The following is a 26,848-nucleotide window of genomic DNA, read 5'->3' on the forward strand; positions in this document are numbered from 1 at the left end:
TATTAACTGTTAGTAAGACGTTGAGCCTTCCGAAAACCGGAAAGCTCAACGCCATTTTTTTTACAAATTTTTCACAGTCAGGCGGGTTGCAGCTCAGTGACCACTTTGCCGGCGCTCATGCGCACCAGTTGGTCGGCGACATCGAAGTAACGATCGTCGTGGGAAATGACGATGATGGTCTTGCCCAGACGCTTCAGGTCCGGCAGCAGCTCGGTGTAGAAAATCCGCCGGAAGGTCGGGTCCTGATCGGCGGCCCATTCGTCGAACACCAGCACCGGACGCTCTTCCAGCCAGGCGTTGATCAGGGCCAGACGCTTGCGCTGGCCGGTGGACAGGTCGGTGGTGGTGAACGAGCCGTCACGCACGCTGACCTTGTGCGCAATTTCCAGGCGCTCCAGGTATTGGTTGGCGTCTTCCGGGATATGGGTGTCGCCCTGGACCACGTCGTCGAACAGGTAATAGTCGGCGAAAATCGTGGTGAACAACTGGCGGTAATCGTCGCGGTTAGCGGCATCGACGAGCTGCTGGTTGAGGCGGATTTCGCCTTGCTGTGGCGCGTACAGGCCCAGCAGCAACTTGATCAGCGTGGTCTTGCCGCAGCCGTTTTCGCCGACGATGAAAATGATGTCGCCCTGTTCGATTTTCAGGTTCACCGGACCCAGCCGGAACGGCTTGGCGCCTTCTACCGTCGGGAAACTGTACGAGACATCGGTCAGTTCCAGGCTGTGCACCGGGGTCTTTTGGTGGCCCTGATCGCTGAGCAGCAAGTGCGGCTCGGGCGAGGAGAATTGCTCGGACAGATCGGCGATCCGGCGGAACGCGATTTGTGCACGACTGACGATCGGCAGGGTGCCGATGATGTGTTCCAGCGGCCCTTTCATGTACAGCAGCACTAGCACGAAGCCGCTCATCACCGCTTTGTCGGCGCTCGGCCACAGCGATTGCAGGCCCAGCGCCAGGCCGATGACCACGAAGAACAGCATCGACCCCAAAGTCTTGGCGACCACGAAAATGTTCACCGAACGCACCTGCGTGTCGCAGATCTTGTCGGCCGTGCCTTCGATGCCCGAGACGAACATGCGATGCCGGCGCGGGCGGTGGATGCGCAGTTCCTTGGCGCCCTCGGCGACCGCGTGGTAGTGCTTCTGCAACTCGTCTTCGTAGTCACGGGCCTTGAGGAAACCCTGCATGCCGCGCCCGCGCGCGATGTATTGAATGACCGTGCCGATCAGGATCGCCACCGCCATCATCAGGAACATCGGCCACGACAACATCGCCAGGTAGCCCATGCAACCGAGGGTCACGGTCAGGGAAATCGCCAGCGGCGCAAAGGCGAAAGCGAAGTCGCTGATGGTGTCGACGTCGTGGGTCAGCACCGGAATCAGCCGATGGCTGCGATAGCGCTCGATCTGCTCGATCGGCGCCGAAAGGACTTTCTCGCCCAGCTCTTTGCGCAACTTGGCGATGATGTGCTGGCCGACGAAATTGGTGCCGATGTCGGAAAAGATCGAGCTGGTCAGCGCCAGCAGGCACAGGCCGGCAAACACCGCGACCATGGTGCTGGTCAGTGCGCCCTCGGCGTGCAGCACGTTGTTGATGGTCGCCAGCAGCGCGGTGACGCTCAGGCCACCGACCATGCCGAGCAGGATCGACACGCTGACGATCAGTCGAAAGGGTTTGAGCAGGGCGAACAATTCATTGATCACCCCGCGTGTTGGTTTGCTCATGGAGGTTCCCTGCTTGAAGGAGCGGCGAACACCGGCACTGTGCGTGGGGTTCGCCTGGATGACGTAGAGGGCAGTGGGCGCGCCATGGAGGATCGCGCCCACTTTTAGAACGACTGGCAGGACGGCTAATTTAGCCGGGCGATGGCGTTACAGATCACGGGCGACCCGGAAGCCGATCCAGTCGCCACGGGTGTCGGTGTAGGTGGCGTTGCGGTTGCCCGAACGCGAGAACACTGGGGCCTCGCCCCAGTCGTTGCCACGGATGCGCCGCACTTCGCACTTGCCGCTCAGCCAGGCACTGCCATCGCTTGGCGCGCCAACGTAGTTGTCGTTGTAGCAATCGGCGGTCCACTCATAAATATTGCCGTGCATGTCGTAGACGCCGAACGCGTTGGCCGGAAAGCTGCCGGCCGGCGCGGTGAAGTTGTAGCCATCGGCGGCGCCGTAAGTATTGGCGTGTTTGGCGATGCTGTATTCCTTGCCCTCGTCGAACGGGAAGGGGAACGGCCCCGTACTGCCGGCGCGGGCGGCGTATTCACGCAGCGACTCGCTGACCAGCCGGTATTGCTGGCCGGTCTTCTTCGACAGCCAGGCCACGTAAGCCTCGACCTCCGGGAAATCCATGCACACCGCCGGGTGCTTGTCGGTGTACTGCTTGCGCGGGTCGCTGCCCTGATAATCCGGGATCCCGGCCTTGCAGGCGCGACCGGGGCGCGTGTCGCCGTCGGGCATTTTGTAGCCGCTGTCCTTGAGGTAGGCGTCCCACTCGCCGCGCAGAATCTGGAAACGGCTGATCGCCAGCGGTTTGGCAAACGTCACCGGGTGCAGCGGTCCTTCGTCCGGCTCGCGGCCGACCTCATCCTCCGGGGTGCCCATGGTGAACGTGCCGGTGGGCAGCACGACCATTTCCGGGCAGTCCTTGCAGTCCTTGAACACTTTGCCCGGCGCAGGCGGGGTGGCGGCCTGCGCGGCGCCCGGCAGCAGGCCGGCGGCGAGGGCGGTGAGCATCAGCGCCGGCAGCGCCTTCAAGGAAAATCGACGCAGTTCACTGTTCATTGCGAGTCTCGCTAAAAGGAAAAAGGGATCGCCCGGATTCACAGGGCCTGGTCGAGCACGGCCAGCAAGCGGTCGATTTGCTCTTCGTCGTTGAGCAGCCCCGGTGCGGTGCGGATCACCGGGCCGACGTCACGGTGCACGGCATCGGCGACCACGCGGTTGGTCATCAGGTGCGCGGCAATCTTGTCGCTGTCCTTGCCCTTGACCCGGAAGAAGGTGAAACCGGCGGACAGCTCAGGGCTCAGTGGCGTCACCAGTTCGATCTGCGGCCGTTGCTGCAGACGTTGTTTCAGGTAACTGTTGAGCGCGTGAATGCGCGCTTCGACCTCGGCCTTGCCCAGCTCAAGATGCAATTTGAACGCTTCGTCCAGCGCCCAGCGGTGTTCGAACGAGTGATAGCCGCCGGGCGTCATGGTGGTGGAAAACGCCGTGGCTTCGGAGAACGTCGGAATGATCGGGGTGACGTATCTGACTTCGGCGAAGCGGCTGCAGACGATGCCGGTGCCACGTGGGCCGAACATCCACTTGTGGGTGCCGGCGATGAAGAAGTCGCAGTTCATTTGCGCGAAGTTCAGGTTGTCCACGCCGAAGCCATGTACCCCGTCGACCACGTAAACGATGCGGTCGGCGTCGCTGCGACCGCGGTTGTGCTTGTCGACGATGGCGCCGATCTCACCGATGGGCAGTTTCATGCCGCTGCCCGAATGCACCCAACACATGCCCAGCACCCGGGTTTCGGGGCGGATGGCGCCGTCGATGGCAGCAAGGATTTCTGCTTTGCTGGCGTTGTACGAATCCTTGAACAGACGAATCTTGCGCACCCGGGTGCTGTCGCGTTCGCTACGCAGGGCGAGGATGGTGTGGGTCGCGTAGTGCTCGTGCTCGGTGGTGAGGATTTCCTGATCGGGGCGCACGTGCACGCCGCCGTAGATTGTCGCCAGACCTTCGGTGGTGCTGCCGGTCAGGGCGATCTGCTTGGCATCGACTTGCAGGTAGCGCCCGGCCCAGACGCGCACGTTCTCTTCGCGTTGTTCGATCACGCCGAGGTCCCAATCCATGGCCAGTCCGGGATTGTTGTCGAGGGCGGCGCGGTGTCGTTCAATCGCCTCGCGCACCGGTTTCGGGTGCGAGGTGATCAGGAAGTTGGAGAAGTGCAGATACGCCGGATCCTGATCGAACAACTGCTGCAACCGCGTCCACTTGTTGCCGGTCACGGGCGCGGCGTTCGCGGCACCGGCGACATTCGGCAGGCTCGCGCCCAGTGGCAGCGCCGCCGCGAGAATCCCCGCCTGCTTCAAGAACTCACGACGATTGCTCATGGCTTGGCAGTTCCCGGCGCGGCGGGCAGGGCCGGTTTCGCGGCTTTCTCGACCTGATCCCAGACCCGCAGGAAGTTGCCGCCCCAGAGCTTGGCGATGTCCGCTTCGGAGTAACCGCGCGAGATCAGCTCGGCGGTGACGTTACGGATCTCGCCGACGTTCTCGAAGCCTTTGACGCCGCCACCTTCGTTGAAGTCGGAGCTGATGCCGACATGGTCGATTCCGATCTTGCGCACCGCGTAATCGATGGCATCGCCCAGATCCTTGAGGCTGGCTTTCGGTTCTTCTTCGAGGATGCCGTAGAGGCGGCTGGCGTACTGGCCGAACTTCTGCTCGGACCACGCCGCAATGATCGGGTCGCCCGGCATCAACGCCATCGCCAGGTTCGGCAGCGGCGGCAGGTCGAAGTCCTTGCGCATCTCGTTGAGTTTGTCCTGGGTGTGCTGGGTGAGCGGACGCAGGTACTGCGAGAACGCGACGATCTGCACCACGCCGCCGCTGTTTTTGATCAGCTGCATTTCCTTGTCGCTGAGGTTGCGCGGAATGTCGACCATTGCGCGCGGTGCCGAGTGCGAGGCCACCAGCGGCGTGCGGCTCAGTTGCGCAACTTGTTCGAGGGCCTTGGTCGACATTTGCGAGACGTCGATGATCACACCCAGATCGTTAAGGCGCTTGACCGCTTGCTTGCCCAGATCCGAGAGGCCGTCGAGGGCGTCCGGCGAATCATTGAGGAATGGCAGCGGCCGCGACGAATCCGCCCAGTCGTTGTTGCCGATGTAGCTGAAGCCGAACATGCGCATGCCGCGCGCCGTCCACAAGTCCAGCAGGTTGAGGTCGTGGCCCAGTGGATAGGCGTTGAGCATGCTGATGAAAATCGCGAATTTGCCTTCGCCGTGCAAACGCCGGAAATCGTCCGGGGTGTAGGCGATGGCGACCTGATTGGGGTAGTCGCGAACAATCCCGGAGATGATCTTGAAACGGATTTCCTGCTGGTTGCGCGCCTCGTCGACGAAGCCGGGTGTTGGCTTGTGCGGGGCGTTCGGGCCGTTCCACATTTCCGGCCAGCCGAAGATGGTCAGGGCGGCGCCGGACAGGCGCCCACGGTTGGCCTTGGCGAGGTCGAACTGGCCGTCGCCGTCCTTGTCGGCTTCGTGGCCATCGGTGCCGAAATTTTGCGTCAGGCTGACATGGCTGTCGAAAGAGAGCATGCGTTCGTGCAGCTCATCGGCTTGCTTCATGACTTTGGCCGGGTAGCCGAGGTCGTCCTTGAACCAGTGGTGCCACACGGCAAAGCCTGCGCCGGCGCTGATCGCCAGAGCCAACGGCAGGCCGATGAATAGAGCCTTTTTCGAACGTGGTTTTGTCATTGCCATCTCAGTCAGGTTCGCCATCGAGGTGCAGGCGCGGGGGCCTTCGCTATCTGGGAGGAACGAGTGGTTGGCAACAAAATTTAAGCCTGGTGCTGTGGCGAGGGGATTTATCCCCGATCGAGTGCGAAGCGCTCGCAAAGCCTGCGAGCGCTGTCCCTTCTGGTGTCGCCGCCAGCGTCGGATGGGAGTTGCTTCGCAACTCATCGGGGATGAATCCCCTCGCCACGGGTCATCATCGTCGGGCGCGTTAAATTTGCCGGGGCAACAAACGTTCTAGCTTGGATAAAGCCTGCTTCATGGCTGACACAGGTAGGGCAATGAAGATTTCTCGACGATGGTTCATGGCGGGTCTGGCGCTGACCGGCGCTGCCGTGCCTGCGGCGTATTTCGGGCATCGTGAATGGACGAAGCCGGACCCGACGATCACCCCGGGCGAAGCGTCTTTCGATGTCGCCGACAGGGCCGGGCAGCGCCTGGCGAATGCGTTGCGCGGGGTGTGGGATATCCGTTTCGAAGGTGCCGATGCCGGCCTCGAAGGCTTGCCGCTCAAGGGCCTGCAAGTGTTTCTCGACATCGGCCAGAAGGGGCGCGGCGTGTGCGGTTTCCTCGACACGCCCGAGCGCCTGCGTTCCGCTGAAACACCGCGTTACCGAATTCTTGGCGACCTCGCGAAAGCCGATGCGGCAAAGCTGAGCTGGCGCCTGATTGGTTCCGACGGCCAGATCAGCTATGAGCTGGAGATGATCCTCGATGAGGTCTGGGCCGACTTCGGCAATGCCGGCAGTGGCACCCTCAGCGGCAAGGCCTTGCGCCTGGATCGAGCGCTGGCCTTGCCGGCGCAGGACAATCGCTTTGTCGCGGTCAAGCGGCTGTTTCCCGAAGCGCGCGAGCGCACGCCGCTCAACCCGACGTTGCTGGCGTGGCTTATCTCGCCCGAGCATCGCCTGTTTCACCAGTTGTGGCATGCGACCCGGGACAAGTGGCACAAACTGCCCGAGGACAAACGCGAAGCCTTGCGCGGCATTGGCTGGCAGCCCGGCCCGCGCGACAAGGAGCGCGATGCCCGTGGCCCGCGCAAGGATCGCAATGGCTCGGGCGTGGACTTTTTCTTCATGCACCGGCACATGCTCGGGACGGCGCGCTCGATGCAGGATCTGCCGTCGTGGGCGTTTTTCCCGCTGCCGCAGCCGGAGCTGATCCGCGACCGCGTCGGCTTCGCCCGCTATTTCGACAACCACGACGGCGCGGCCTTGCCGCCCACCTGGACGGCGGCGGGCGATGACGAGTTCAGCCAGTGGGTCAGCGACATCAAGACGGCCGAGACCTACGAAAGCAACTTCCAGGTCTGGGAGTCGCAGTATCGCGATCCGGCGTATCTGGCCCGGCTCACCCTCGGCCAGTTCGGCTCCGAAGTCGAACTGGGCCTGCATGACTGGCTGCACATGCGCTGGGCCTCCGTGCCGCGCGATCCGTCCAATGGTCAGCCGGTACCGTTTGCCCGCGATCCGGCGGACTTCGCGGCCCGCTGGTACAACGCCGAAAACGACTTCCTTGGCGATCCGTTTTCTTCACACGTCAACCCGACGTTCTGGCATTTCCATGGCTGGATCGACGATCGCATCGAGGACTGGTTCCGCGCCCACGAGCGTTTCCATCCGGGCGAAGTCACGCGGCTGCAGGTCAATGGCGTGCCATGGTTTGCTCCGGGGCGCTGGGTGGAAGTCGACGACCCGTGGCTCGGGCCGATCACTCATGGCTGCAGCACCACGCCGGGATTGCAGATGGGCAAGTCAGTGGAGATGGATCCGGAAACCATGAAACTGGCGCTGCGCATCACCTTCATCACCGACGAGGAAAAACTCGCCGGCCTGTTCCGCCGCGTGCCGCAACGGCCATGGTATGCGCGCAATCTGAAGCCTAAAACCAGCCCGGCTTGAGGGCTGCGTCATCGATCATTCGCGAGCAGGCTCGCTCCCACAGGTTCAGGTGTCAGCCGGAGAAAGCGGCAACACCTTCAATCAATGTGGGAGCTGGCTTGCCAGCGATAGCATTGGGTCAGGCAACGTTGATGTCGGGAGTGCTGGCCTTATCGCTGGCAAGCCAGCTCCCACAGGGTTGTTGTGTTGATTCGATTACAAAGTCTGCCACCCGCCGCCAAGTGCCTTGTACAGCGCAATGCTGGCCTGCATCCGCGCCAGGCGCAGTTGCACGTTCTGATCCTGCGCTGCGTATAAGGTGCGCTGGGTTTCGAGGACAGTCAGCAAGTCTTCGGCGCCCGCCTGGTAGCGGCTTTGGGCGATGTTGAAAGCGGTTTGCGCCTGATTCAGTTCTTCGCTTTGCCACTGCCGCTGGCGATCCAGACCGCGAATGCTGTTCAAGGCTTTTTCCACATCGGCAAACCCGTTGATGATCGCCCCACGGTAAGTTTCCAGCAGCTCTTGCTGGCGCGCCGTGGCCTTGTCGCGTTCAGCGCCGAGGCGACCGTTATTGAAAATCGGTGCGACCAGCCCGGCGGTCAGGTTGTAGAAAGGGCTGCGAATCAAATCGTCGAACTGATTGGCGCCCGAGCCGAGTTGGGCGGTCAGGGTCAGTGTCGGCAACATGGCCGCTCGAGCGACTTTGACGTCAGCTTCGGCGGCGGCCAGTTGTGCTTCGGCGCGGGCGATGTCCGGACGATGCGTGAGCAACTCGCTGGGCACGCCGGCGGCGATGTCTGGCCATTGCAGGTGCTCGAAGGACTCTGTCGCCGACAGTTGCTGCACCGGTCGGCCGAGCAGGGCGGCGAGGCTGATCAACGCGTCCTCGGCCTGTTGCTGCACCCGTGGCAATTGCCATTGCTGGGCGGCGACCAGGCTTTTCTGCTGGGCCAGTTCCAGCGCAGTAGCGGAGCCTGCATCGAAGCGGGTCTGCACCAGTTTCAGCACGCTCTGCGCGTTGGCCAGGTTCAATTCGGCGATGCGGCTTTGTTCGCGCAGGGACAAGGTTTGCGCATACGTGCTGGCAACGCCGCTGAGCAATGTCAGCTCGACCGTCGCCCGGTCGAATTCGCTGGCCTGCAAGGCGAACTGGGCACTGTCGCGCGAGGCGCGTTTGCCGCCCCAGAAATCGATTTCGTAGGTGGCGCTCAGGTTGGTATCGAAATAGTCCACCGCCTTGTTGCTGCTGTCGGCATCGAGCTGGCTGTAGCCATTGCCACGCAGCAGTTTCTGCCGATTGGCATTCAGGCCGGCCTTGACCTCCGGCAACTGAGAGCCGCCAGCGATGACGGTGCCCGCCTGCGCCTGACGCACTCGAGCAACGGCGGCCGCGAGGTCGAAACTGCCGACGCGAGCCTGTTCGATCAGGCGATCCAGTTCCGGGCTGCCAAATTGCGTCCACCACTGCGGGTTGTTGCGGGCAACGCTGGCGCCATGGGGCGACTGCCAGGCAGCTGGCGCCTGCACGCCACTGTCCGGGCGCTGAACGGGACTGCCGCAGGCGCTGAGGATCAGGCACACGGTCAACAGGCTGAGGCGCGGTTTCATAGATCGATCATTCACTGGTAAGGGCCGTGACCGGGTCGAGCCGGGCAGCTTTGCGGGCCGGCATGAAGCCGAAGACAACGCCGGTGACCAGGGCGCAACCGAAGGCGCCAAGTACCGCCATCAAGGAAAAGGCCACGGCCACTTCGCTGAGGATCAGCACGCCGCCGACGATCAGCGCCAGGGCGATCCCGGCAATGCCGCCGACCACCGAGAGCATCACCGCTTCGGTGAGGAACTGCCGGAGGATGTCGCGCTGACGTGCGCCGGTGGCCATGCGAATACCGATCTCGCGGGTTCGTTCGCGCACGGTCATGAGCATGATGTTCATTACGCCGATACCGCCAACCAGCAGCGAGATCGCGGCAATCGAGCCGAGCATCAACGACAGGGTGTTCTGAGTGCGGGCCTCGGCCTGGATCATTGCGGCGTTGTTGGTCAGTTCGAAATCCTTCTTGCCGTTGTGCAGGCGCAGCATCAGTTGCTCGATGGCCTGCTCGGTGTCCTTGACCTTACGCGCGTCGGCGGCGGCGATGGCCACGTATTCCGGGTTGCGTGTACCGAACAGCCGGACGCTGGCCGCCGAATAAGGGATGGCGATGCGATTGTCGCTGTCGGAGTCGCCGGAGCTGGCGCCTTTTTCCGCAAGCACGCCGACCACCTGGAACGGCACATTCTCGATCAGGATGAATTGGCCGATCGGGTTCGGCACATCTTTGAGCAGTTTGCTGCGCACCTTGTGGCCGATCACCGCAACGGCTGCAGCGTTCTGCTCGTCGGCCTCGGTGAAGTAACTGCCTTGCACCACCGGCCAGTTGAAGATCGCCGGGAAGTTGGTGTCGTTGCCGCCGACGTAACTCAGGTGGTCGGCATTGCCGTAACGCACCCCGGCCTCGGCACCGTTGACCGGCATGATCCGCTGCACTTGCGGCAGGCTGGCCAACGCGTGCACATCGTCGAGGGTGATGATCCCCGGCGGCGTGCGCGGGTTGGGCGCCGAGCCGCTGAGGTAAATGATGTTCGAACCGAAGGCGCCCATCTGCGCCATCACCTGGCGTTTACTGCCTTCACCGACCGCCAGCATGACCACCACCGAGGCCACGCCGATGATGATCCCGAGCAGGGTCAGCGCGGTGCGAAAGCGGTTGATCCACATCACGCGCCACGCGGCGTGCAGGGCATCGACCAGTTCACCTTTCCAGGCGCCAGTGGCGTCCGCGCCCACGGCCAGGCGCTGGCGCAGATCCACTGCTTGCAGGGCGCCGGGATTGGCGCTGATCTGGGCGTGGGGATTGTCGCGGGCGCTGTCGCTGATGATCAGGCCGTCGCGGATTTCGATGATGCGTTTGGCCCGGGCCGCGACTTCGCGGTCGTGGGTGATGAGGATCACCACGTGGCCCTGGCTCGCCAGTTCGTCGAGCAGCGTCATCACCTCTTTACCGCTGTGGCTGTCGAGGGCGCCGGTGGGTTCGTCGGCGAGGATGATGTGGCCGCCGTTCATCAACGCCCGGGCAATTGACACCCGTTGCTGCTGACCGCCGGACAACTGATGCGGACGATTGCCGGTGCGCGAGGCCAGACCGAGGCGGTCGAGCAGGGCGGCGGCGCGGGCGTGACGCTCGGCAGCCGGGGTGCCAGCATAGATCGCCGGCATCTCGACGTTTTCCTGGGCCGAGCCGGACGGAATCAGGTGATAGCCCTGGAACACAAAGCCAAAGGCTTCGCGGCGCAGCCACGCCAGCTCGTCGCTGTCGAGGCCGGCGACGTTTTCCCCGGCAAAGCGGTACTCGCCGGACGTCGGGCGGTCGAGGCAGCCGAGGATGTTCATCAGGGTCGATTTGCCAGAGCCGGAAGCGCCGACAATCGCCACGAATTCGCCGGCGTGGATCGACAGGTCGATACCGCGCAGCACGTGAACCTCGGGAGCGTCACCGCCGCCGTAGGATTTGCGGATGTCCTGCAGGTCGATCAGAGGCGTTTGCATTCAGCCTCCGCTGCCGTCGACCGGGCCGATCAGCAGGTGATCGCCTTCGTTGAGGCCGTCGACAATCTGCACTTTGAGTCGGTCGCTGATACCGGTGCGTACCTCGCGCTGCTGGATGTCGCCGTTGGCCGCCACCACCTGCGCGGTTTGCAGGTTGGCCGTGGTGCTGCCCTGCAACGCGGCAACCGGCGCGGTGAGCACGCCTTTGGCCTGATTGGCGACGAAAAACACCTGGGTGGTCATCTCGGCCATCAAGGCGTTGTCGGCGTTATCGACGTCGAGCAAAACCGTGTACAGCACAACGCGGGCGCTGCCGCTTTTGCTGCTGCTGGCCGGGCTGCCGCCGCCCTGGCTGGTCTGGTCCAGCGGCTTGGGCGGCACCGGCAGAATCTGCCGTACGGTGCTGCTCCAGCGGCGCTGGCCGCCGCTGAGGGTGGTGAAATAGGCGGTCATGCCCGGTTTGACGTGGCCGATGTCGGCCTCGGAGACCTCGGCCCACACGGTCATCGGTGACAGCTTGGCGATGCGCAGGATCAGCGGCGTCTGCTGTTGCGCGTTGAGGGTCTGGCCCTCGCGGGCGTCGAGGGCAACCACGGTGCCGGCCATCGGCGCGTAGATTCGGGTGTAGCCGAGTTCGGCCTGATCACTGCGCAGGCTCGCTTCTGCCTGGCGGATCTGCGCCTGGAACATGTCGACGCGCGCCTGAGTGGCTTTCAGTTCGGCGCGGGCGGTCTGCACGTCTTCTTCACGGGTGGCGCCGCCGGCGGCGAGATTCTGCTGACGCTGATACTTCTGCCGCGCCAGTTCATGCTGGGCGCGCTGCTCCTGCAATTGCGCCTTGAGGTTTTCGATGGAGAAGCGCCCGGCGTCGAGTTTGGCCTTTTGCGTGGACGGATCGATTTCCACCAGCAGTTGACCTTCCTTGACCACGTCACCGACTTCGACGTGGATTTTCTGGATCTGCCCGGAGGCCTGCGCACCGACATCGACATACCGGCGCGGTTGCAGGGTGCCCAGTGCGGTGACGCTGCTTTCGATGTCGCCACGGCTGACTTGCACGGTGGCGAAGCGCTCGCGGCCCGGCGGCATGATTTGCCATGCGGCGTAGGCAACAACGGGAATCAGACAAAGGACTGCGAGCAGGGCGCGTCGAGCGGGGCGGGGACGTTTCATGCAGGGTTCCGGCCAGTGGAATTCGGCCCGTCGTTCGACTGCACGCCACAGCGCGCAGCCGCTGAACGCCGTCGCGGGGCGCGACAGACACGGGGAGCTGTCCTGTAAACGATGGATGTGGAGGGGAATTTAAGCGAAGACACAGGATGTTACAGGTATAGAACGGCACTATTTGACGGGCAACGACAAACGCCACTTTAAATCTATATGAGAATTACTATAAATTACGCACTTCAGTTGCCACTATCTTGCTACCCGTGTTCGCGGGCCGTCGATCAGTGTGCTCAAGGATCGAATCCGCATCGAAGCGGCCGGGAGTCATGTTGGAAAACTACTATCGCGAGCTGGTGTGTTTCCTGAACGCCAAGCTCGGCAACCGTCAGGTCGCCGAAGATGTGGTGCATGACGCTTATGTGCGGGTTCTGGAACGCTCCAGCGACACGCCCATCGAGCAGCCGCGGGCCTTTCTCTATCGCACCGCGTTGAATCTGGTGATCGACGATCATCGGCGCAACGCCTTGCGCCAGGTCGAACCACTGGAAGTGCTCGACAGCGAAGAGCGTTATTTCACCCCATCGCCCCACGGCACCCTCGACCACGGCCAGCGTCTGGAGATGCTCCAGCGCGCCCTGGCGGAGTTGTCGCCGCTGTGTCGCGACAGTTTTCTGCTGCGCAAGATCGAAGGCCTGTCGCACCCGCAGATCGCCGAACATCTGGGGATTTCCAAGGCGCTGGTGGAAAAGCACATCGTCAATGCGATGAAGCATTGCCGCCTGCGCATCAAACAATGGGATGCCCATTGAGCCGCCATCGCTAAATTTTATTTCACTGTCCTCGTTCCTACTCAACAGACGACCTGCTGTCCTGCTCAAGGCCAGTTGGGTCACTTAGGCTCTCCTTTCCCCTTGTTGAGGGGTTCATCCAGAGGACACTGGAAATGACTCAGGCAATTGCATCGCCCATCGTTCACGACCTGATCGGCGTCGGTTTCGGCCCTTCGAACCTGGCGCTGGCCATCGCTCTGCAAGAGCGCGGCCCGACCCACGGCGAGCTGGATGTGCTGTTCCTCGACAAGCAGGCCGACTACAGCTGGCACGGCAACACCCTGTCGACCCAGAGCGAATTGCAGATTTCCTTCCTCAAGGATCTGGTAACCCTGCGCAACCCGACCAGCCCGTACTCGTTCGTCAACTACCTGAAGGCCCACGGGCGTCTGGTGGACTTCATCAACCTCGGCACCTTCTACCCGTGCCGCATGGAGTACAACGACTACCTGCGCTGGGTTGCCGGGCAGTTCACCGAGCAGAGCCGTTACGGCGAAGAAGTGCTGACCATCGAGCCGGTGCTGCACAACCATCAGGTTGAAGCGCTGCGCGTGATCTCCCGTGACAGTGAAGGCCAGCAGTTCGTGCGCACTGCGCGTTCGGTGGTGGTCAGCGCCGGCGGCACACCACGTATTCCGGAGGCGTTCAAGGCGCTGAAGGGCGACAGCCGCGTGTTCCACCACTCGCAGTACCTGTCGCAGATGGCCAAACAGCCGTGCGTGAACAATCAACCGATGAGCATCGCGATCATCGGCGGCGGGCAGAGCGCGGCGGAAGCCTTTATCGATCTGAACGATTCGTTCCCGTCGGTGCAGGTCGACATGATCCTGCGCGGCTCGGCCCTCAAGCCTGCGGACGACAGCCCGTTCGTCAACGAAGTGTTCTCGCCGGAGTTCACCGATCTGGTGTTCCAGCAAAACAGCGCCGAGCGTGAGCGCTTGGTCAACGAGTACCACAACACCAACTACTCGGTGGTCGACATCGACCTGATCGAACGCATCTACGGCATCTTCTATCGCCAGAAAGTCTCGGGCATCGCCCGTCACGCGTTCCGTACCCTGACCACCGTCGAGAGCGCCACCGCCACCGAGCGCGGCATCGAACTGGCGGTACGCAACAACGCCACCGGCGAAGTCACCGTGCGTGTCTATGACGCCGTGGTCCTGGCCACCGGTTACGAGCGGCAGATGCACCGCAAATTGCTGGCGCCACTGGAAGAGTACCTCGGCGATTTCGAGGTCGACCGCAATTACAAACTGATCACCGACGAGCGCTGCAAGGCCGGCCTGTACATGCAGGGCTTCTGCCAGGCCAGCCATGGTCTGAGTGACACGCTGCTGTCGGTGCTGCCGGTGCGTGCCGATGAGATTGCCGGTTCGTTGTATGAGCATGGCAAGCATCGTGGGCATCGTTCGATGGCGGATCTGCTGTTGGCGACTGCCAGCTGATTTTGTAGCGCCTGACACACCGCTTTCGCGAGCAAGCTCGCTCCCACATTGGATCTCTGCCGACCACAAAACCTGTGTTCAATGAAGATCCTCTGTGGGAGCGAGCTTGCTCGCGAAGGGGGCTTCAGCAACACCGCAAAGACCCATTCCTGAACCCTTCCTGAACATCCCCGATATTCCCCGACACACCTCCTTACACGGGTTTACTCTCCAATCATCGAGGCGTAAGCTTCGCGCGTTTTCATCAATAGCGGAGACCCACAGTGGGTACTTGTTCGAGTGACAGTTGTCGGCCGGTCTCGGTAACCGGCAGATTCTCGGCAAGATAACGCGCAGCCTTTCTCTGCCGTTGTCTCGCCGTAAAGCGAGCAGCGGCATCCCGATCATGGTCAGTTGAGACCATGTCCCGACATCCTTCTCATCGACACTGAAAGTATGTGATTTCGACCGTGTGGTCGCGATCGCAAACCTATCGACACGCCTGTCCTTTGTGACCGGCGCGCCAAGCCTTGCCGTGCCGGATTTTCCGGTGAACGAGGCATGGTCGTACCTGCTCGACGGTTTCCCGGCTGACCATAGGGGCAACAGCCATGAAACTTACGCTCAAGGAATTTTTCGCAGGCTTCCTGCGTACACGCCACATCGCCCGGCACTTCCGTCGTCTGGCGCTACTGGAATCGATCAGCGACACCACGGTCAGCCGTGAAGTGCCGCCCACCCTGGCCAACACCCTGGTCGATGCGGCCCATCGCGACAGCGGCGAACTGCTGTCTTCGCTGGGCACCCACACCGACGGCCTGACCGATTTTGAAGTCGATGCACTGCGCGCGCAGTACGGCCTCAACGAAGTCGATCACGAGCAGCCGCTGCCATGGTGGACCCACCTGTGGCACTGCTACAAAAACCCGTTCAACCTGCTGCTGACTCTGTTGGCGGTGATCTCGTGGCTGACCGAAGACCTCAAGGCCGCCACGGTGATCTTCTCGATGGTGGTGCTGTCGACGCTGCTGCGTTTCTGGCAGGAAAGCAAATCCAACCAAGCCGCCGATGCGCTCAAGGCGATGGTCAGCAACACCGCCACGGTGATGCGCCGCGATGAGCCGCGCGTCGAGTTGCCGATCAAGCAACTGGTGCCGGGCGACCTGATCGTGCTGTCCGCCGGCGACATGATTCCCGCCGACTGCCGGGTGCTCAGCGCCAAGGACCTGTTCGTCAGCCAGGCGGCGATGACCGGTGAATCGATGCCGGTGGAGAAGTTTGCCCGTCAGGCCGACCGCGACACGCGCAATCCGCTGGAGCTGGAGAACATTCTGTTCATGGGCACCAACGTGGTGTCTGGAACAGCCGTGGCGGTGATTCTCACCACGGGCAACAGCACTTATTTCGGTGCCCTGGCCCAACGTGTGGGGGCAACTGATCGCGCGGTGACTTCGTTCCAGATGGGCGTGAACAAGGTCAGCTGGCTGCTGATCCGCTTCATGTTTGTCATGGCGCCGCTGGTGTTGTTCATCAACGGGTTCACCAAGGGCGACTGGACTGAAGCACTGCTGTTCGCGCTGTCGATCGCCGTGGGCCTGACCCCGGAAATGCTGCCGATGATCGTCACCTCGACTCTGGCCAAAGGGGCGGTGTTCCTGTCGCGCAAGAAAGTCATCGTCAAGCGTTTGGATGCGATCCAGAACTTCGGCGCCATGGACGTGCTGTGCACCGACAAGACCGGCACCCTGACCCAGGACAAGATCTTTCTTGCACGCAATGTCGATGTCTGGGGTGAAGATTCCGATGACGTGCTGGAAATGGCCTACCTCAACAGCTACTACCAGACCGGGCTGAAAAACCTGCTCGACGTGGCGGTGCTGGAACACGTGGAAATCCACCGCGAACTGAAGGTCGGCACGGCGTTTCGCAAGGTCGATGAAATCCCGTTCGACTTCAATCGCCGGCGCATGTCGGTGGTGGTCGAAGGGCGTGGTCAGCCACATCAACTGATCTGCAAAGGTGCGGTGGAAGAAGTGCTGGCGGTGTGCACCCGTGTGCAGCACGGCGATGTCGAGGAAGCCTTGAGCGATGAATTGCTGACCCGGATTCGTCAGGTCACCGCAGCATTCAACGCTGAAGGCTTGCGCGTGGTGGCGGTGGCTGCCCGTTCGATGCCGCAAGGTCGCGACACCTACAGCCTGGCGGATGAGCAGGAACTGACGCTGATCGGTTATGTGGCGTTCCTCGATCCACCGAAGGAAAGCACCGCACCGGCGCTCAAAGCGCTGGCCGAGCACGGCGTGGCGGTCAAGGTGCTGACCGGTGACAACGAACTGGTGACCGCGAAGATCTGTCGCGAAGTCGGTCTGGCGCAACAGGGCTTGCTGCTGGGCAACGATGTCGAGCGCATGAGCGACGCCGAGCTGGCGGTGGCGGTGGAGAACACCAACGTGTTCGCCAAGCTGACGCCGTCGCACAAGGAGCGCATCGTGCGCATCCTCAAGGGCAACGGGCACGTGGTCGGGTTCATGGGGGACGGCATCAACGATGCGCCAGCGCTGCGTACCGCCGACATCGGGATTTCGGTGGACAGCGCGGTGGACATCGCCAAGGAAGCCGCCGACATCATCCTCTTGGAAAAGAGTCTGATGGTGCTGGAGGAGGGCGTGCTCGAAGGGCGCCGGACCTTCGCCAACATGCTCAAGTACATCAAGATGACGGCCAGCTCCAACTTCGGCAACGTGTTCTCGGTGCTGGTCGCCAGCGCGTTCATTCCGTTCCTGCCGATGCTGCCGATGCATCTGCTGGTACAGAACCTGCTCTACGACATTTCGCAGATCGCGATTCCGTTCGACAACGTCGACAAGGAGATGCTGAAGAAGCCGCAGCGCTGGCAGCCGGCCGATGTCGGGCGCTTCATGCTGTTCTTCGGCCCGATCAGTTCGATCTTTGACATCCTGACGTTCGCCTTGATGTGGTATGTGTTCGATGCCAACACCCCGGACCACCAGACCCTGTTCCAGTCCGGCTGGTTCGTGGTGGGGCTGCTGACCCAGACGCTGATCGTGCACATGATCCGCACGCCGAAGATTCCGTTCCTGCAAAGCCGTGCAGCCATGCCGCTGCTGGTGATGACCGGGATCATCATGGCGGTCGGGATCTTCCTGCCGATGGGGCCACTGGCCAACTACTTCAAACTGCAGGCGCTGCCGTCGCTGTACTTCGTGTTCCTGCCGGTGATCCTGCTGGCGTACATGGCGCTGACCCAGGCGGTGAAAGGCTTCTACATCCGCCGGTTCGGCTGGCAATAACAACTCGACAACGCTGTTCCCTCTGTAGGAGTGAGCCTGCTCGCGATGGCAATCCGTCAGTCAAGATTTCAACGACTGACACACCGCTATCGCGAGCAGGCTCACTCCTACAGGGGATTCGGATGTTTTCAAGGACAAGACTATGCAAGCCATCAACAACCTCAACCTGACTTCCTTGCTCGACACCCTGGTCAGCCTCAGCGCCGCCTTCATCCTCGGTGGCCTGATCGGTTTCGAGCGCCAGTACCGGCAACGCACCGCCGGCCTGCGCACCAACGTGCTGGTGGCGGTCGGCGCGGCAATATTCGTCGACATGGCCAACCGTCTCGGCGGCGCTGAAGGTGCGGTGCGGGTGGTCGCCTACGTGGTTTCCGGCATCGGCTTTCTCGGTGCCGGGGTGATCATGCGCGAGGAGGGTAATGTGCGCGGCCTCAACACCGCCGCGACTCTGTGGACTTCCGCCGCCGTCGGTGCCTGCGCCGGTGCCGACCTGCTGGCCGAAGCGGTGCTCGGCACGCTGTTCATTCTGGCCGCCAACACCTTGCTGCGGCCGATCGTCAACAACATCAACCGTCAGCCACTGGACGTGGTCTCGGCGGAAGTCACCAACATCGTTTACGTGATCGCCCGGCGCTCGCAGCAGAAAGCCGTGTTCGCCCTGCTCGAAGCCGAGCTGGAACGCAGCAACTACCCGGCCAGCGACGTCGATGTGCACGCCTTCGGTGCCGACGAAATCGAGATCGAAGCCACGCTGGCGACCACCTCGGTGGACGGTGACGAGCTGGATGCCCTGGTGGCGCGGATCTCGACTTCAGCGTTGGTGGTGCAGGCGTTCTGGAGTCCGAGTACGACGGAATAAGGCGACAACCTCGGGCAGCCATTCGGCATGGCTCAAGGGTGGGGATGAATGACCGGTTTTTTAGGAAAAGTCCTACAGAACTGCTCCTGAGGCTTGCGTAGTCTTGGCGCACCCATCCACCGCCCCGAGATCGAGCATGATCAATAAATCCCTGCGCATCCTGATTGCCGATCCGCAGCATTTTCACCGGATGAAAATCGAGCGCCTGTTCAATGGCCTCGACTACTTCCGCGTCGCTCCGGTACAGAGTCTGTTTGAGCTGCTGACCCTGATGGACTACGGCTGTGCACCGTTCGACGTCGTGCTCATCAACGCCGAGCTGGCGGCCGGAGCGCTGGACCTGCCGGGGTTTTTCCTCCACAACCCGCAGGTGCGCCACGTCCTGATCTATAACGAACCCTCCGCGCTTGCGTTGACGCCTGTTGGCTTCGCTCAGGAAAACCTGCAGATCAGCCCCGTCGCCTTGCCCAATGCGGCTGCGATCAAGGACCTGATGGCGCGGGTCGATGTTGCCCCGGTTTGCGCGGCGAACATATGGGAAACGGCGCCAGCCTCGCAGCGCCGGGGCTTGAGCATGGATTTCCCTTTGGCGCAACTGTCAGATCTGACAGGTAGATACGCTTTGCTTCCCGTGTAACAGTCTTTGCGCAGCCACCCCGGCGGGAACAGCGGGTGGCGCTATCCATCGTCCTGTTTTTGCACTGGGAGCGGTCATGAAGTCAGCGCTGATCGTCGACGATCATCCGGTGGTAAGGGCTGCCGTGAAACTTGTCCTTGAAACCGAAAGGTTCAAGGTGATTCACGAAGCATCCAGCGCCAGCGAAGCCATGGCGCTGAGCCGTGAGCACAAGCCTAAACTGGTGGTACTCGATCTCAAGTTGCCGGGGCTCGGCGGACTGGAGGTCCTGGAGCGGCTCAAGGCCACTGACCCCGAGTGTAGGGTCCTGATTTTTACCTCTCAGGATCCGCTGCACTATCAGGATCGCTGTCTGCGTAGCGGCGCCATGGGTTACGTGGCCAAAACCAACCAGTTGCTGCAATTGCACAAGGCTGTCCAGGCGCTGATGTCGGGCTACTCCTATTTTGCTGCACTGCCTGATAGCGGCCCTGTGTCGTCGCCGTCGCACCGCAGCGAAAAGCAGCTGATCGACGAGCTCTCCAACCGTGAGCTGAGCATTCTCGAGCAGTTGGCCTTGGGCAAGCCCAACAAGAATATCGCGGCCGAAATGTTCCTCAGCCACAAGACCGTCAGCACCTACAAAACCCGCTTGATAAAAAAGCTGGGTCTGCACTCAAAGTCAGCGGTGTACTTGCGCGAATTCGCCAAGCGCAACCATTTGATCTGAGTCGAAAATTGAACCTGCGACGCTGGTGGTGCGTGCTGTGGTTGAGCATCACGGCCACCTGCTGGGCCAGTGAGCCGCCACAGCCTCTGGAGTTGTTGAGCCAGGCGGCACTGGAAAATATTCGGGTTCCGCTCGACGAGCAGGATCGCCAATGGCTGCGCCAGCACCCCCGGTTGCGCATGGGCATTTCCGGCGCCGATTACCCACCGTTTGAAATCACCCGCAATCGGTTGGAGCTGGAAGGGCTGACCGCCGATTATGCCGAGTTGCTGGCGCAACTGCTCGGTGTGCGGATCGAGGTGCAACGCTTTACCCATCGCGACGCGCTGATGAGCGCACTCAAGCGCGGCGAACTCGATCTGCTGGGCACCTCGAACAATTTCGAACTGGCCGATGCGGATTTCACTTTGTCGCGCCCCTACGCCGAAGATCAGCCGATGCTGGTCACCCGGCTCGACGAAACATTGCCGGCGGACTTGGCGGGCCGACGCATCGCCATGGTCGAGGATTATTTGCCGTTGACCAGCGTGCAGGCGTTCTACCCCGAGGCGAAGGTGCAGCGCTATCCCTCGGCGATGGACGCGCTGGGTGCGGTGGCTTTCGGCGTCGATGACGGCTATCTCGGTGATCTGATCAGTGCCAATTACCTGATCAACACCAATTATCGCAATGACCTGCAACTGGCCGGGCCTTCCGGGCTGGATGCCAATCCCTTCGGTTTCGCCCTGCTGCGCAGTGACGTACGCCTCAAACGCATCATCGACAAGGCGCTGGCGGCGATTCCCATGGAGCGTCGTCAACTGATCGAGCAACGCTGGAGCGCGGGGCGCGCGCACATGGCCGCGCAGTCGCGGGTGCGCCTCAGTGCCAGCGAGCAGCAGTGGCTGGCGCAACATCCGCGGGTGCGGGTCGGTGTGATCGAGGACTTCGCACCGCTGACGTTCTTTGATGCCGACGGGCGATTCAATGGGCTGTCGGCGCAGTTGCTCAACCTGATCGGTCAGCGTACCGGGCTGCAATTCGAAGTGATTCGTGGACGTTCGCTGGACCGCCAGATCGAACAGCTCAAGGCCGGTGAGCTCGACGTGCTGCCGGTGGTGACCCCGAGCAGCGAACGCGAAGTCGAGCTGCAATTCACCCGCTACTACCTGAACAACCCGTTCGTGCTGGTCAGTGCGACAACCGCGGGTAGTCCGCGCAGCCTCATTGATCTGGCGGGCAAGCGCCTGGCGATTTATCGCGGTCATCCGTTGCGCGACTACATTTTGCAGCGAGTGCCCGGGATCCGCCTGGTGGAGGTGCGCAGCCCGGCCGAGGGCATGGAACTGATCGCCAAGGGGCAGGCCGACGCGACCGTCAGCTCGCTGCTGGTGGCGCGCTTTCTGATCGCCCGCCATTACCGCGAGCGCCTGCGCATTACCAATACCATTGGCGATCAACCGGCGCGGATCGCCCTGGCGACCGCAGCGCAGGATACGGCGCTGCACACGATTCTGAACAAGGCGCTGCTGAGCATCGCGCCACAACAGATGGACGAACTGGTCGAGCGCTGGAGCCATGACGTGGTTGTGGAAGAGAGCTATTGGCAGCGTCATCGCCACGAAATCCTTGTGGCGTTTGCCGGTGCGGCAGGGCTGCTGTTGCTGGCCTTGACCTGGATCGCCTTTCAGCGTTGGCAGTTGCGCCAGCGTCAGCAGTGGTTGCAGCAGTTGCAGCAGGCCAAGGATGCCGCCGACGACGCCAACCGGGCCAAGACCACGTTTCTGGCGACCATGAGCCATGAAATCCGCACGCCGATGAACGCCCTGATCGGCATGCTCGAACTCGCCCTGAAGCGTGCCGAGGAGGGCGTCACCGACAAATTGGCGATCGAGGTCGCGTCCGCTGCCGGCCAGCAATTACTGGGATTGATCGGCGATATTCTCGACATCGCGCGCATCGAGTCCGGGCATCTGTCCCTCGCGCCGCAACGGGTCAATCTGCGTGAGCTGGTGAACTCGGTGTGCCGGGTATTCGAGGGGCTGGCGCGCGAGAAACGCCTGCTGTGGCAGGTCGAACTGGATGCGCACAGCGACGTCGAGGTCATGCTCGACCCGACACGCTTCAGGCAAGTGCTGTCGAACCTGTTGAGCAACGCGATCAAGTTCACCGAGCACGGTCAGGTCAGTCTGCAACTGGTGGTGAGCAGGACAGCGCTCGGCCAGTTGGCCGTGAAAGCAGTGATTGAGGACAGCGGCATCGGCATCAGTGAAGACGACCGCAAACGCCTGTTCAGTCCGTTCGTCCAGGCCGGCAATCATGGCCAGTCAGCGCGCAGCGGCTCGGGATTGGGACTGGTGATCAGCCGCAACCTCTGCGAAATGATGGGCGGAACACTGCACCTCGACAGTGAGCCGGGGCATGGCACGCGGGTCGAGATAAATCTGCAATTGCTGCCTCTGGCCGCACTCGCCCCCGAGGCGGCAAGCCCCGCAGTGGCGGGCACGCCGGTGCGCTCATTGAGCGTGCTGGTGGTGGACGATCATCCGGTCAACCGCTTGCTGCTGTGCTGGCAACTGAGTGAACTCGGCCACCGCACGGTCGACATCGAGGACGGAGAGTTGGGCCTGCAGCGTTGGCGGGCCCAGGCCTTCGATGTGCTGATCACCGACTGCAACATGCCGCGGCGCAATGGCTACGAACTCGCCCGGACCATCCGTGACGAAGAGGCGGCGAGCGGCCGGGGGCGTTGCCTGATCCTCGGGTTTACTGCCAACGCGCAAGTCGAGGAACGGGTTCGTTGCCTGGAGGCCGGCATGGACGATTGTTTGTTCAAGCCGATTCGCCTGGATGATCTGCAACAGTCGTTGCAGTTGGCCAGTCACGGCGACATCGATCACCTGCCGACCCCGGCAGTGACGTTGACCGAGATCGACCTGAGCGCGCTGCAGCAGATGGCCGGAGACGATCATGCGGTGATGCAACGCCTGCGCGAACACGTGTTGCGCAGCTTGCACGACGATCTGCAACGGCTGGATGCGGCGCGCCAGCCACAGGATCTGGACGGGTTGCGGACACTGGCGCATCACATCAAGGGCGGTGCGCAAATGGTCGGTGCGGCGCGAGTGGCGGCGGCGTGCACGGATCTTGAACAGGCGTGCCGCGACGCCGAAACCCTGGCTGTCCACCGCTCGGTGGCTGCGCTGCGCACGGCCATGCTTGGCCTTGCGCAGCGGCTTCAGGACTGAGCGATCAATCCCACTGCGGGGCGATGCCTTTCGGGCTGGTCAGACGATGGCCGCGCTCCAGACCGGCGATCAGCGCCATGTCGGCGTCGCTCAGGGTCAGCGTCGTGGCGCCGAGGTTGCTTTGCAGGTTGGCACGTTTGGTCGACGATGGAATCACCGCGTAACCCGACTGCATTGCCCAGGCCAGAGTGACTTGCGCCGGGGTCGCTTGCAGACGTTCAGCAATCTGCTGAATCACCGGATCCTTCAGCACTTCGCCATAGGCGAGGGTCATGTAGGAGGTGATCTGAATGCCCTGGCTGCGGGCGAACTCGACCACTTTGCGGTTTTGCAGGTACGGGTGCAGTTCGATCTGGTTGGTCGCGATGTGGTCTGCACCGACCGCTGCGATGGCTTGCTGCATCAGCTCGATGGTGAAGTTGGACACCCCGATCTGCCGGGTCAGGCCCAGACGCTTGGCTTCGAGCAGCGCGCCCATGAATTCGCCGACCGGCACCTGATCTTCCGGCGACGGCCAGTGGATCAGCGTCAGGTCGAGATAGTCGGTCTGCAACTTCTGCAGGCTTTCCTTGAGACTCTCGATCAGACGATCCTTGGCGAAGTTGGCGATCCAGATCTTGCTGGTGATGAACAGCTCTTCACGAGCAATGCCGCTGGCGGCGATGGCTTGACCGACCTCGGCTTCGTTCTCGTAGATCTGCGCGGTGTCGATGGCGCGGTAACCGAGTTCAAGGCCGGTGCGCACCGAATCGATGACCACCTGACCTTGCAGGCGAAACGTACCCAGACCAAAAGCGGGAACAGACATTGATGACTCCAGGGTTGCAGTGGGAATGGGCAGGAGTATCCGCGTCTGTGTCCTTGAGAAAAACCGCTGGTGGGGCAAAGCACTGTTGAGCAGAAGTCATGAATCTTTCGCCGCCGGCAAAACTCCTGTAGGAGCTGCAGCACTGTTCTATAAGTGGAACACTAAAGCCGTTTTTTGCCGTCTAGTCCTCCAGCCGTCATGGATTTAAGCTTAATCCATTGCGTCACCCACCCTTTCTGGAGGCAACCATGAAAAACATCATCGGTATCTACACCAGCCCTCGCGGCCATTGGGTCGGCGATGGGTTCCCGGTGCGCACCCTGTTTTCCTACGACAACCTGGGCAAACACATCAGCCCGTTCCTGCTGCTCGATCACGCCGGCCCGGCCGAATTCACCCCGACTACCGAGCGGCGTGGTGTCGGCCAGCATCCGCACCGTGGTTTCGAAACGGTGACCATCGTTTACGACGGCGAGGTGCAGCACCGCGACTCCACCGGCAGCGGCGGTACCATCGGCCCCGGCGATGTGCAGTGGATGACGGCGGCGTCCGGGATCCTGCACGAAGAGTTTCACTCGGATGATTTCGCCAGAACCGGCGGCAAGCTGGAAATGGTGCAACTCTGGGTCAACCTGCCGGCCAAGGACAAAATGGCCGCGCCCGGCTATCAGACCATTGTTGATCGCGACATCCCGAATATTGCGCTGAAGGATAATGCCGGCAATCTGCGCCTGATCGCCGGTGAGTTCGAGGGGCATAAAGGGCCGTCGCAGACTTTCACGCCGATCGACGTCTGGGATCTGCGGCTGAACGCCGGCAAGCTGCTGACGCTGGATCTGCACGAAGGGCGCAACACCGCGCTGGTGCTGTTGAAGGGGGCGGTGCAGATCAACGGCGTGGAAACCGCGAGTGTCGGGCAGTTGGTGCTGTTCGAACGCGACGGTCGTCAGGTGACCCTTGAGGCCAGCGAAGACGCGGTGCTGCTGTTGCTCAGCGGCGAGCCGATTGACGAGCCGATCGTCGGCCATGGCCCGTTCGTGATGAACACTGAACAGGAAATTCACCAGGCGTTCGCCGACTTCCAGTCCGGGCGTTTTGGCCAGATGCACGGCTGATTGGCCTTTGTGGGAGCGGGCACTGCAGCGAGCCACAAATCCCAACCCAGACCCTGATCCCCTGTGGGAGCGGGCTTGCCCGCGAAAGCGTACGGTCAGTCGATGCTTATTTGGCTGACCCACCGCCTTCGCGGGCAGGCTCGCTACCACAGGGGTTTTTCGGTGTTTTTGCGCGGGCGTTCATCCGCTGAAATCAATTACTCCTACACTTGCCCAATCTGTGCGATCTTCTCGCGATTGGGCCCTGTCGGAGTGCTTTGATGTTGTCTTTTTTGACCGAACATCCGTTGTTTTGCGCGTTGATCCTGATCCTCCTCGATCTGGGCCTGTGGCGCCTGATCAGTTCCCGTGGCAGCGAGTGGAAGCTATTGGTGCGGGTGCTGATTTTCAGCCTGTTCAGCGTGCTGTTGTTCAACGAAGGCCTCAATCCGATGGAGCCGGCGCCATGGGCTGACAACGTGCCGTTGCACCTGGCGGCGACCGGCTTGCAGATCGGCTGGTGGCTGTTCGGCGCGCGCACCCTGACCGTGCTGATCGGCGCGGTGATGATGCAGCGCGTCGGGCACACCGGGCGGCTGTTGCAGGATCTGCTTGGTGCGGTAATTTTCCTGATCGCCATTATCGCGGCGCTGGCCTACGTGCTGGATCTGCCGGTCAAAGGTGTGCTGGCGACGTCCGGGGCCCTGGCGATCATCGTCGGTCTGGCGTTGCAGAGCACCCTCAGCGACGTGTTCTCGGGGATCGTGCTCAACACCACCAAGCCCTATCAGATCGATGACTGGATCTCGATCGACGGCACCGAAGGCCGGGTCATCGACATCGACTGGCGCGCCACGCGTCTGCAGACCAGCCAGGGCAGCATGGCGGTGATTCCCAACTCGCTGGCGGCCAAGGCCAAGATCATCAACTTCAGCCGACCGAGCAACATGTTCGGGGTGGCCGTCAGCGTCCAGGTCAGCCCGCACGCGCGCCCAAATACGGTGATCGATGCGCTGGAGCGGGCGATGCAGGGTTGCCGCCCGCTGCTGGACAATCCCTCGCCGAGTGTCGCGCTGAAAAGCTCCGGCAGCGCCGGCGCGGAATATGAAATCAGCGGTTTCGTCTCGTCGATGGATCAGAAGCGCTCGGTGCGCAATCAGCTGTTCGATCTGGCTTACCGGCATCTGCAGGCGTCCGGGGTCAATCTGTTGTCGAGTGTCGAACCGATCGTCGCCGGCAACCTCTCGCGGCCACGGGCGCTGCTCGACAGTTCGCCGATTTTCTCCACCCTGCGCCAGGAAGAGAAAGACACCTTCAGCCAGAACATGACCCTGCAAACCTTCCGTGCCGGCGAGACGATTCTCGAGGCCGGGGAGGTCAGCGATCATTTGTTCATCATCGAATCGGGTGTGGTCACCGTGACCCTGACCCGCCATGGCAGCCCGTTCGAATCCGGGCGCATGGGGCCGGGGGAGGTGATCGGCGAGGCCGGCATCCTCTCCGATTCGTCAGTGCCGGCGACCTTCGCGGCGAAAACCTTCTGCGCGCTGTATCGCATCGAGAAGACCTACCTGAAGCCGTGTCTGGATGCCCGCCACGACATCAACGAGGCGATGAAAGCCTTGCTCGATTATCGTCTGCACAAGGCCCAGACCCTGACGCAGGACGTGCCGGTCGTGGTGGCGAAAACCGGGTTCCTGCACTGGTTGCGCAATCGCGTTTGACGGGTGGTCTACTCGTCTTCCGGGAGATTGGCTATTTGTCCGGGGCAGTGGCGGGACTACCTTAGTCACACATTCACT

At 62.1% G+C, this 26,848-nt stretch carries 18 protein-coding genes; 10 read left to right on the forward strand and 8 right to left on the reverse strand.

Features of this window, described 5'->3' with window-relative positions; all coding sequences use genetic code 11:
* Positions 1-77 precede the first annotated feature (77 nt).
* The 4 genes from PMI25_RS06260 to pvdM all read right to left on the reverse strand — a co-directional run bounded on the left by PMI25_RS06260 (position 78) and on the right by pvdM (position 5,469).
* Positions 78-1,727: a cyclic peptide export ABC transporter gene (locus PMI25_RS06260; protein WP_007968743.1), complete on the reverse strand. Its 1,650-nt coding sequence runs from the start codon at positions 1,725-1,727 to the stop codon at positions 78-80.
* A 147-nt stretch (positions 1,728-1,874) separates the two neighbouring features.
* Complete coding sequence (gene pvdO / locus PMI25_RS06265; RefSeq protein ID WP_007968742.1) at positions 1,875-2,783, reverse strand: dihydropyoverdine dehydrogenase; 909 nt, start codon at positions 2,781-2,783, stop codon at positions 1,875-1,877.
* A gap of 38 nt (positions 2,784-2,821) precedes the next feature.
* The gene (gene pvdN / locus PMI25_RS06270) at positions 2,822-4,102 is read right to left on the reverse strand and encodes a pyoverdine-tailoring periplasmic protein PvdN (RefSeq protein ID WP_007968741.1); all 1,281 of its coding nucleotides are present in this window, start codon (positions 4,100-4,102) and stop codon (positions 2,822-2,824) included.
* Positions 4,099-5,469 (reverse strand): pyoverdine-tailoring dipeptidase-like protein PvdM, encoded by a 1,371-nt coding sequence (gene pvdM / locus PMI25_RS06275; protein WP_007968740.1) that lies wholly within the window; start codon positions 5,467-5,469, stop codon positions 4,099-4,101. Before pvdM ends, pvdN begins: the two co-directional genes overlap by 4 nt.
* Before the next feature lie 320 nt (positions 5,470-5,789).
* Here pvdM and pvdP point away from each other — a divergent pair, with 320 nt between their 5' ends.
* Entirely contained in the window at positions 5,790-7,409 is a 1,620-nt protein-coding gene (gene pvdP, locus PMI25_RS06280) for a pyoverdine maturation tyrosinase PvdP (protein WP_007968739.1), read from the forward strand.
* A gap of 195 nt (positions 7,410-7,604) precedes the next feature.
* On the opposite strand, the gene PMI25_RS06285 is transcribed toward pvdP, so the two are convergent.
* Genes PMI25_RS06285 through PMI25_RS06295 form a run of 3 tightly spaced genes read right to left on the reverse strand, consistent with a single transcriptional unit; the run spans position 7,605 to position 12,150 of the window.
* Positions 7,605-8,996 carry an efflux transporter outer membrane subunit gene (locus PMI25_RS06285; RefSeq protein ID WP_007968300.1) on the reverse strand — a complete coding sequence of 464 codons (1,392 nt, stop codon included), beginning with the start codon at positions 8,994-8,996 and terminating at the stop codon, positions 7,605-7,607.
* 7 nt (positions 8,997-9,003) lie between these two features.
* Complete coding sequence (locus PMI25_RS06290; protein ID WP_007968298.1) at positions 9,004-10,977, reverse strand: MacB family efflux pump subunit; 1,974 nt, start codon at positions 10,975-10,977, stop codon at positions 9,004-9,006.
* A complete protein-coding gene (locus PMI25_RS06295) occupies positions 10,978-12,150 on the reverse strand; it encodes an efflux RND transporter periplasmic adaptor subunit (RefSeq protein ID WP_007968297.1) in 1,173 nt (390 codons plus the stop codon). It lies immediately after the preceding gene.
* Between the two features lie 320 nt (positions 12,151-12,470).
* Here PMI25_RS06295 and PMI25_RS06300 point away from each other — a divergent pair, with 320 nt between their 5' ends.
* From PMI25_RS06300 to PMI25_RS06330, 7 genes are all read left to right on the forward strand, one after another.
* Positions 12,471-12,953 carry a sigma-70 family RNA polymerase sigma factor gene (locus PMI25_RS06300; protein ID WP_045122005.1) on the forward strand — a complete coding sequence of 161 codons (483 nt, stop codon included), beginning with the start codon at positions 12,471-12,473 and terminating at the stop codon, positions 12,951-12,953.
* 134 nt (positions 12,954-13,087) lie between these two features.
* Positions 13,088-14,422: a lysine N(6)-hydroxylase/L-ornithine N(5)-oxygenase family protein gene (locus PMI25_RS06305; protein WP_007968294.1), complete on the forward strand. Its 1,335-nt coding sequence runs from the start codon at positions 13,088-13,090 to the stop codon at positions 14,420-14,422.
* 590 nt (positions 14,423-15,012) lie between these two features.
* Positions 15,013-17,712, forward strand: a complete 2,700-nt coding sequence (gene mgtA / locus PMI25_RS06310) for a magnesium-translocating P-type ATPase (protein ID WP_007968292.1) — start codon at positions 15,013-15,015, stop codon at positions 17,710-17,712.
* Positions 17,713-17,854: 142 nt separating this feature from the next.
* Positions 17,855-18,571 (forward strand): MgtC/SapB family protein, encoded by a 717-nt coding sequence (locus PMI25_RS06315; RefSeq protein ID WP_007968289.1) that lies wholly within the window; start codon positions 17,855-17,857, stop codon positions 18,569-18,571.
* A 136-nt stretch (positions 18,572-18,707) separates the two neighbouring features.
* On the forward strand, positions 18,708-19,208 hold the full coding sequence (locus PMI25_RS06320; RefSeq protein WP_007968287.1) for a hypothetical protein: 501 nt from the start codon (positions 18,708-18,710) through the stop codon (positions 19,206-19,208).
* Positions 19,209-19,284: 76 nt separating this feature from the next.
* Positions 19,285-19,917 carry a response regulator transcription factor gene (locus tag PMI25_RS06325; protein WP_007968285.1) on the forward strand — a complete coding sequence of 211 codons (633 nt, stop codon included), beginning with the start codon at positions 19,285-19,287 and terminating at the stop codon, positions 19,915-19,917.
* An 8-nt stretch (positions 19,918-19,925) separates the two neighbouring features.
* Positions 19,926-23,144 carry a transporter substrate-binding domain-containing protein gene (locus PMI25_RS06330; protein WP_007968284.1) on the forward strand — a complete coding sequence of 1,073 codons (3,219 nt, stop codon included), beginning with the start codon at positions 19,926-19,928 and terminating at the stop codon, positions 23,142-23,144.
* A 4-nt stretch (positions 23,145-23,148) separates the two neighbouring features.
* On the opposite strand, the gene dkgB is transcribed toward PMI25_RS06330, so the two are convergent.
* The gene (gene dkgB, locus PMI25_RS06335; protein ID WP_007968283.1) at positions 23,149-23,952 is read right to left on the reverse strand and encodes a 2,5-didehydrogluconate reductase DkgB; all 804 of its coding nucleotides are present in this window, start codon (positions 23,950-23,952) and stop codon (positions 23,149-23,151) included.
* 248 nt (positions 23,953-24,200) lie between these two features.
* Between dkgB and PMI25_RS06340 the strand changes: the two genes are divergently transcribed.
* Both PMI25_RS06340 and PMI25_RS06345 read left to right on the forward strand, forming a co-directional pair.
* Positions 24,201-25,067 carry a pirin family protein gene (locus PMI25_RS06340; protein ID WP_007968282.1) on the forward strand — a complete coding sequence of 289 codons (867 nt, stop codon included), beginning with the start codon at positions 24,201-24,203 and terminating at the stop codon, positions 25,065-25,067.
* A 260-nt stretch (positions 25,068-25,327) separates the two neighbouring features.
* A complete protein-coding gene (locus tag PMI25_RS06345; RefSeq protein ID WP_007968281.1) occupies positions 25,328-26,770 on the forward strand; it encodes a mechanosensitive ion channel domain-containing protein in 1,443 nt (480 codons plus the stop codon).
* The last annotated feature ends 78 nt before the right edge of the window (positions 26,771-26,848 follow it).

Source organism: Pseudomonas sp. GM30, from assembly GCF_000282275.2.
GTDB lineage: Bacteria > Pseudomonadota > Gammaproteobacteria > Pseudomonadales > Pseudomonadaceae > Aquipseudomonas.

Excerpts from the sequence above, each read along its gene's own strand:
- PMI25_RS06320 (WP_007968287.1), top strand. The coding sequence starts at position 18,708 with ATGATCAATAAATCCCTGCGCATCCTGATTGCCGATCCGCAGCATTTT.
- PMI25_RS06300 (WP_045122005.1), top strand. The coding sequence starts at position 12,471 with ATGTTGGAAAACTACTATCGCGAGCTGGTGTGTTTCCTGAACGCCAAG.
- pvdN (WP_007968741.1), bottom strand. The coding sequence starts at position 4,102 with ATGAGCAATCGTCGTGAGTTCTTGAAGCAGGCGGGGATTCTCGCGGCG.
- PMI25_RS06285 (WP_007968300.1), bottom strand. The coding sequence starts at position 8,996 with ATGAAACCGCGCCTCAGCCTGTTGACCGTGTGCCTGATCCTCAGCGCC.
- PMI25_RS06295 (WP_007968297.1), bottom strand. The coding sequence starts at position 12,150 with ATGAAACGTCCCCGCCCCGCTCGACGCGCCCTGCTCGCAGTCCTTTGT.
- PMI25_RS06305 (WP_007968294.1), top strand. The coding sequence starts at position 13,088 with ATGACTCAGGCAATTGCATCGCCCATCGTTCACGACCTGATCGGCGTC.
- PMI25_RS06345 (WP_007968281.1), top strand. The coding sequence starts at position 25,328 with ATGTTGTCTTTTTTGACCGAACATCCGTTGTTTTGCGCGTTGATCCTG.
- PMI25_RS06290 (WP_007968298.1), bottom strand. The coding sequence starts at position 10,977 with ATGCAAACGCCTCTGATCGACCTGCAGGACATCCGCAAATCCTACGGC.
- mgtA (WP_007968292.1), top strand. The coding sequence starts at position 15,013 with ATGAAACTTACGCTCAAGGAATTTTTCGCAGGCTTCCTGCGTACACGC.
- PMI25_RS06340 (WP_007968282.1), top strand. The coding sequence starts at position 24,201 with ATGAAAAACATCATCGGTATCTACACCAGCCCTCGCGGCCATTGGGTC.
- dkgB (WP_007968283.1), bottom strand. The coding sequence starts at position 23,952 with ATGTCTGTTCCCGCTTTTGGTCTGGGTACGTTTCGCCTGCAAGGTCAG.
- PMI25_RS06315 (WP_007968289.1), top strand. The coding sequence starts at position 17,855 with ATGCAAGCCATCAACAACCTCAACCTGACTTCCTTGCTCGACACCCTG.
- pvdO (WP_007968742.1), bottom strand. The coding sequence starts at position 2,783 with ATGAACAGTGAACTGCGTCGATTTTCCTTGAAGGCGCTGCCGGCGCTG.
- PMI25_RS06325 (WP_007968285.1), top strand. The coding sequence starts at position 19,285 with ATGAAGTCAGCGCTGATCGTCGACGATCATCCGGTGGTAAGGGCTGCC.
- pvdM (WP_007968740.1), bottom strand. The coding sequence starts at position 5,469 with ATGACAAAACCACGTTCGAAAAAGGCTCTATTCATCGGCCTGCCGTTG.
- PMI25_RS06260 (WP_007968743.1), bottom strand. The coding sequence starts at position 1,727 with ATGAGCAAACCAACACGCGGGGTGATCAATGAATTGTTCGCCCTGCTC.
- pvdP (WP_007968739.1), top strand. The coding sequence starts at position 5,790 with ATGAAGATTTCTCGACGATGGTTCATGGCGGGTCTGGCGCTGACCGGC.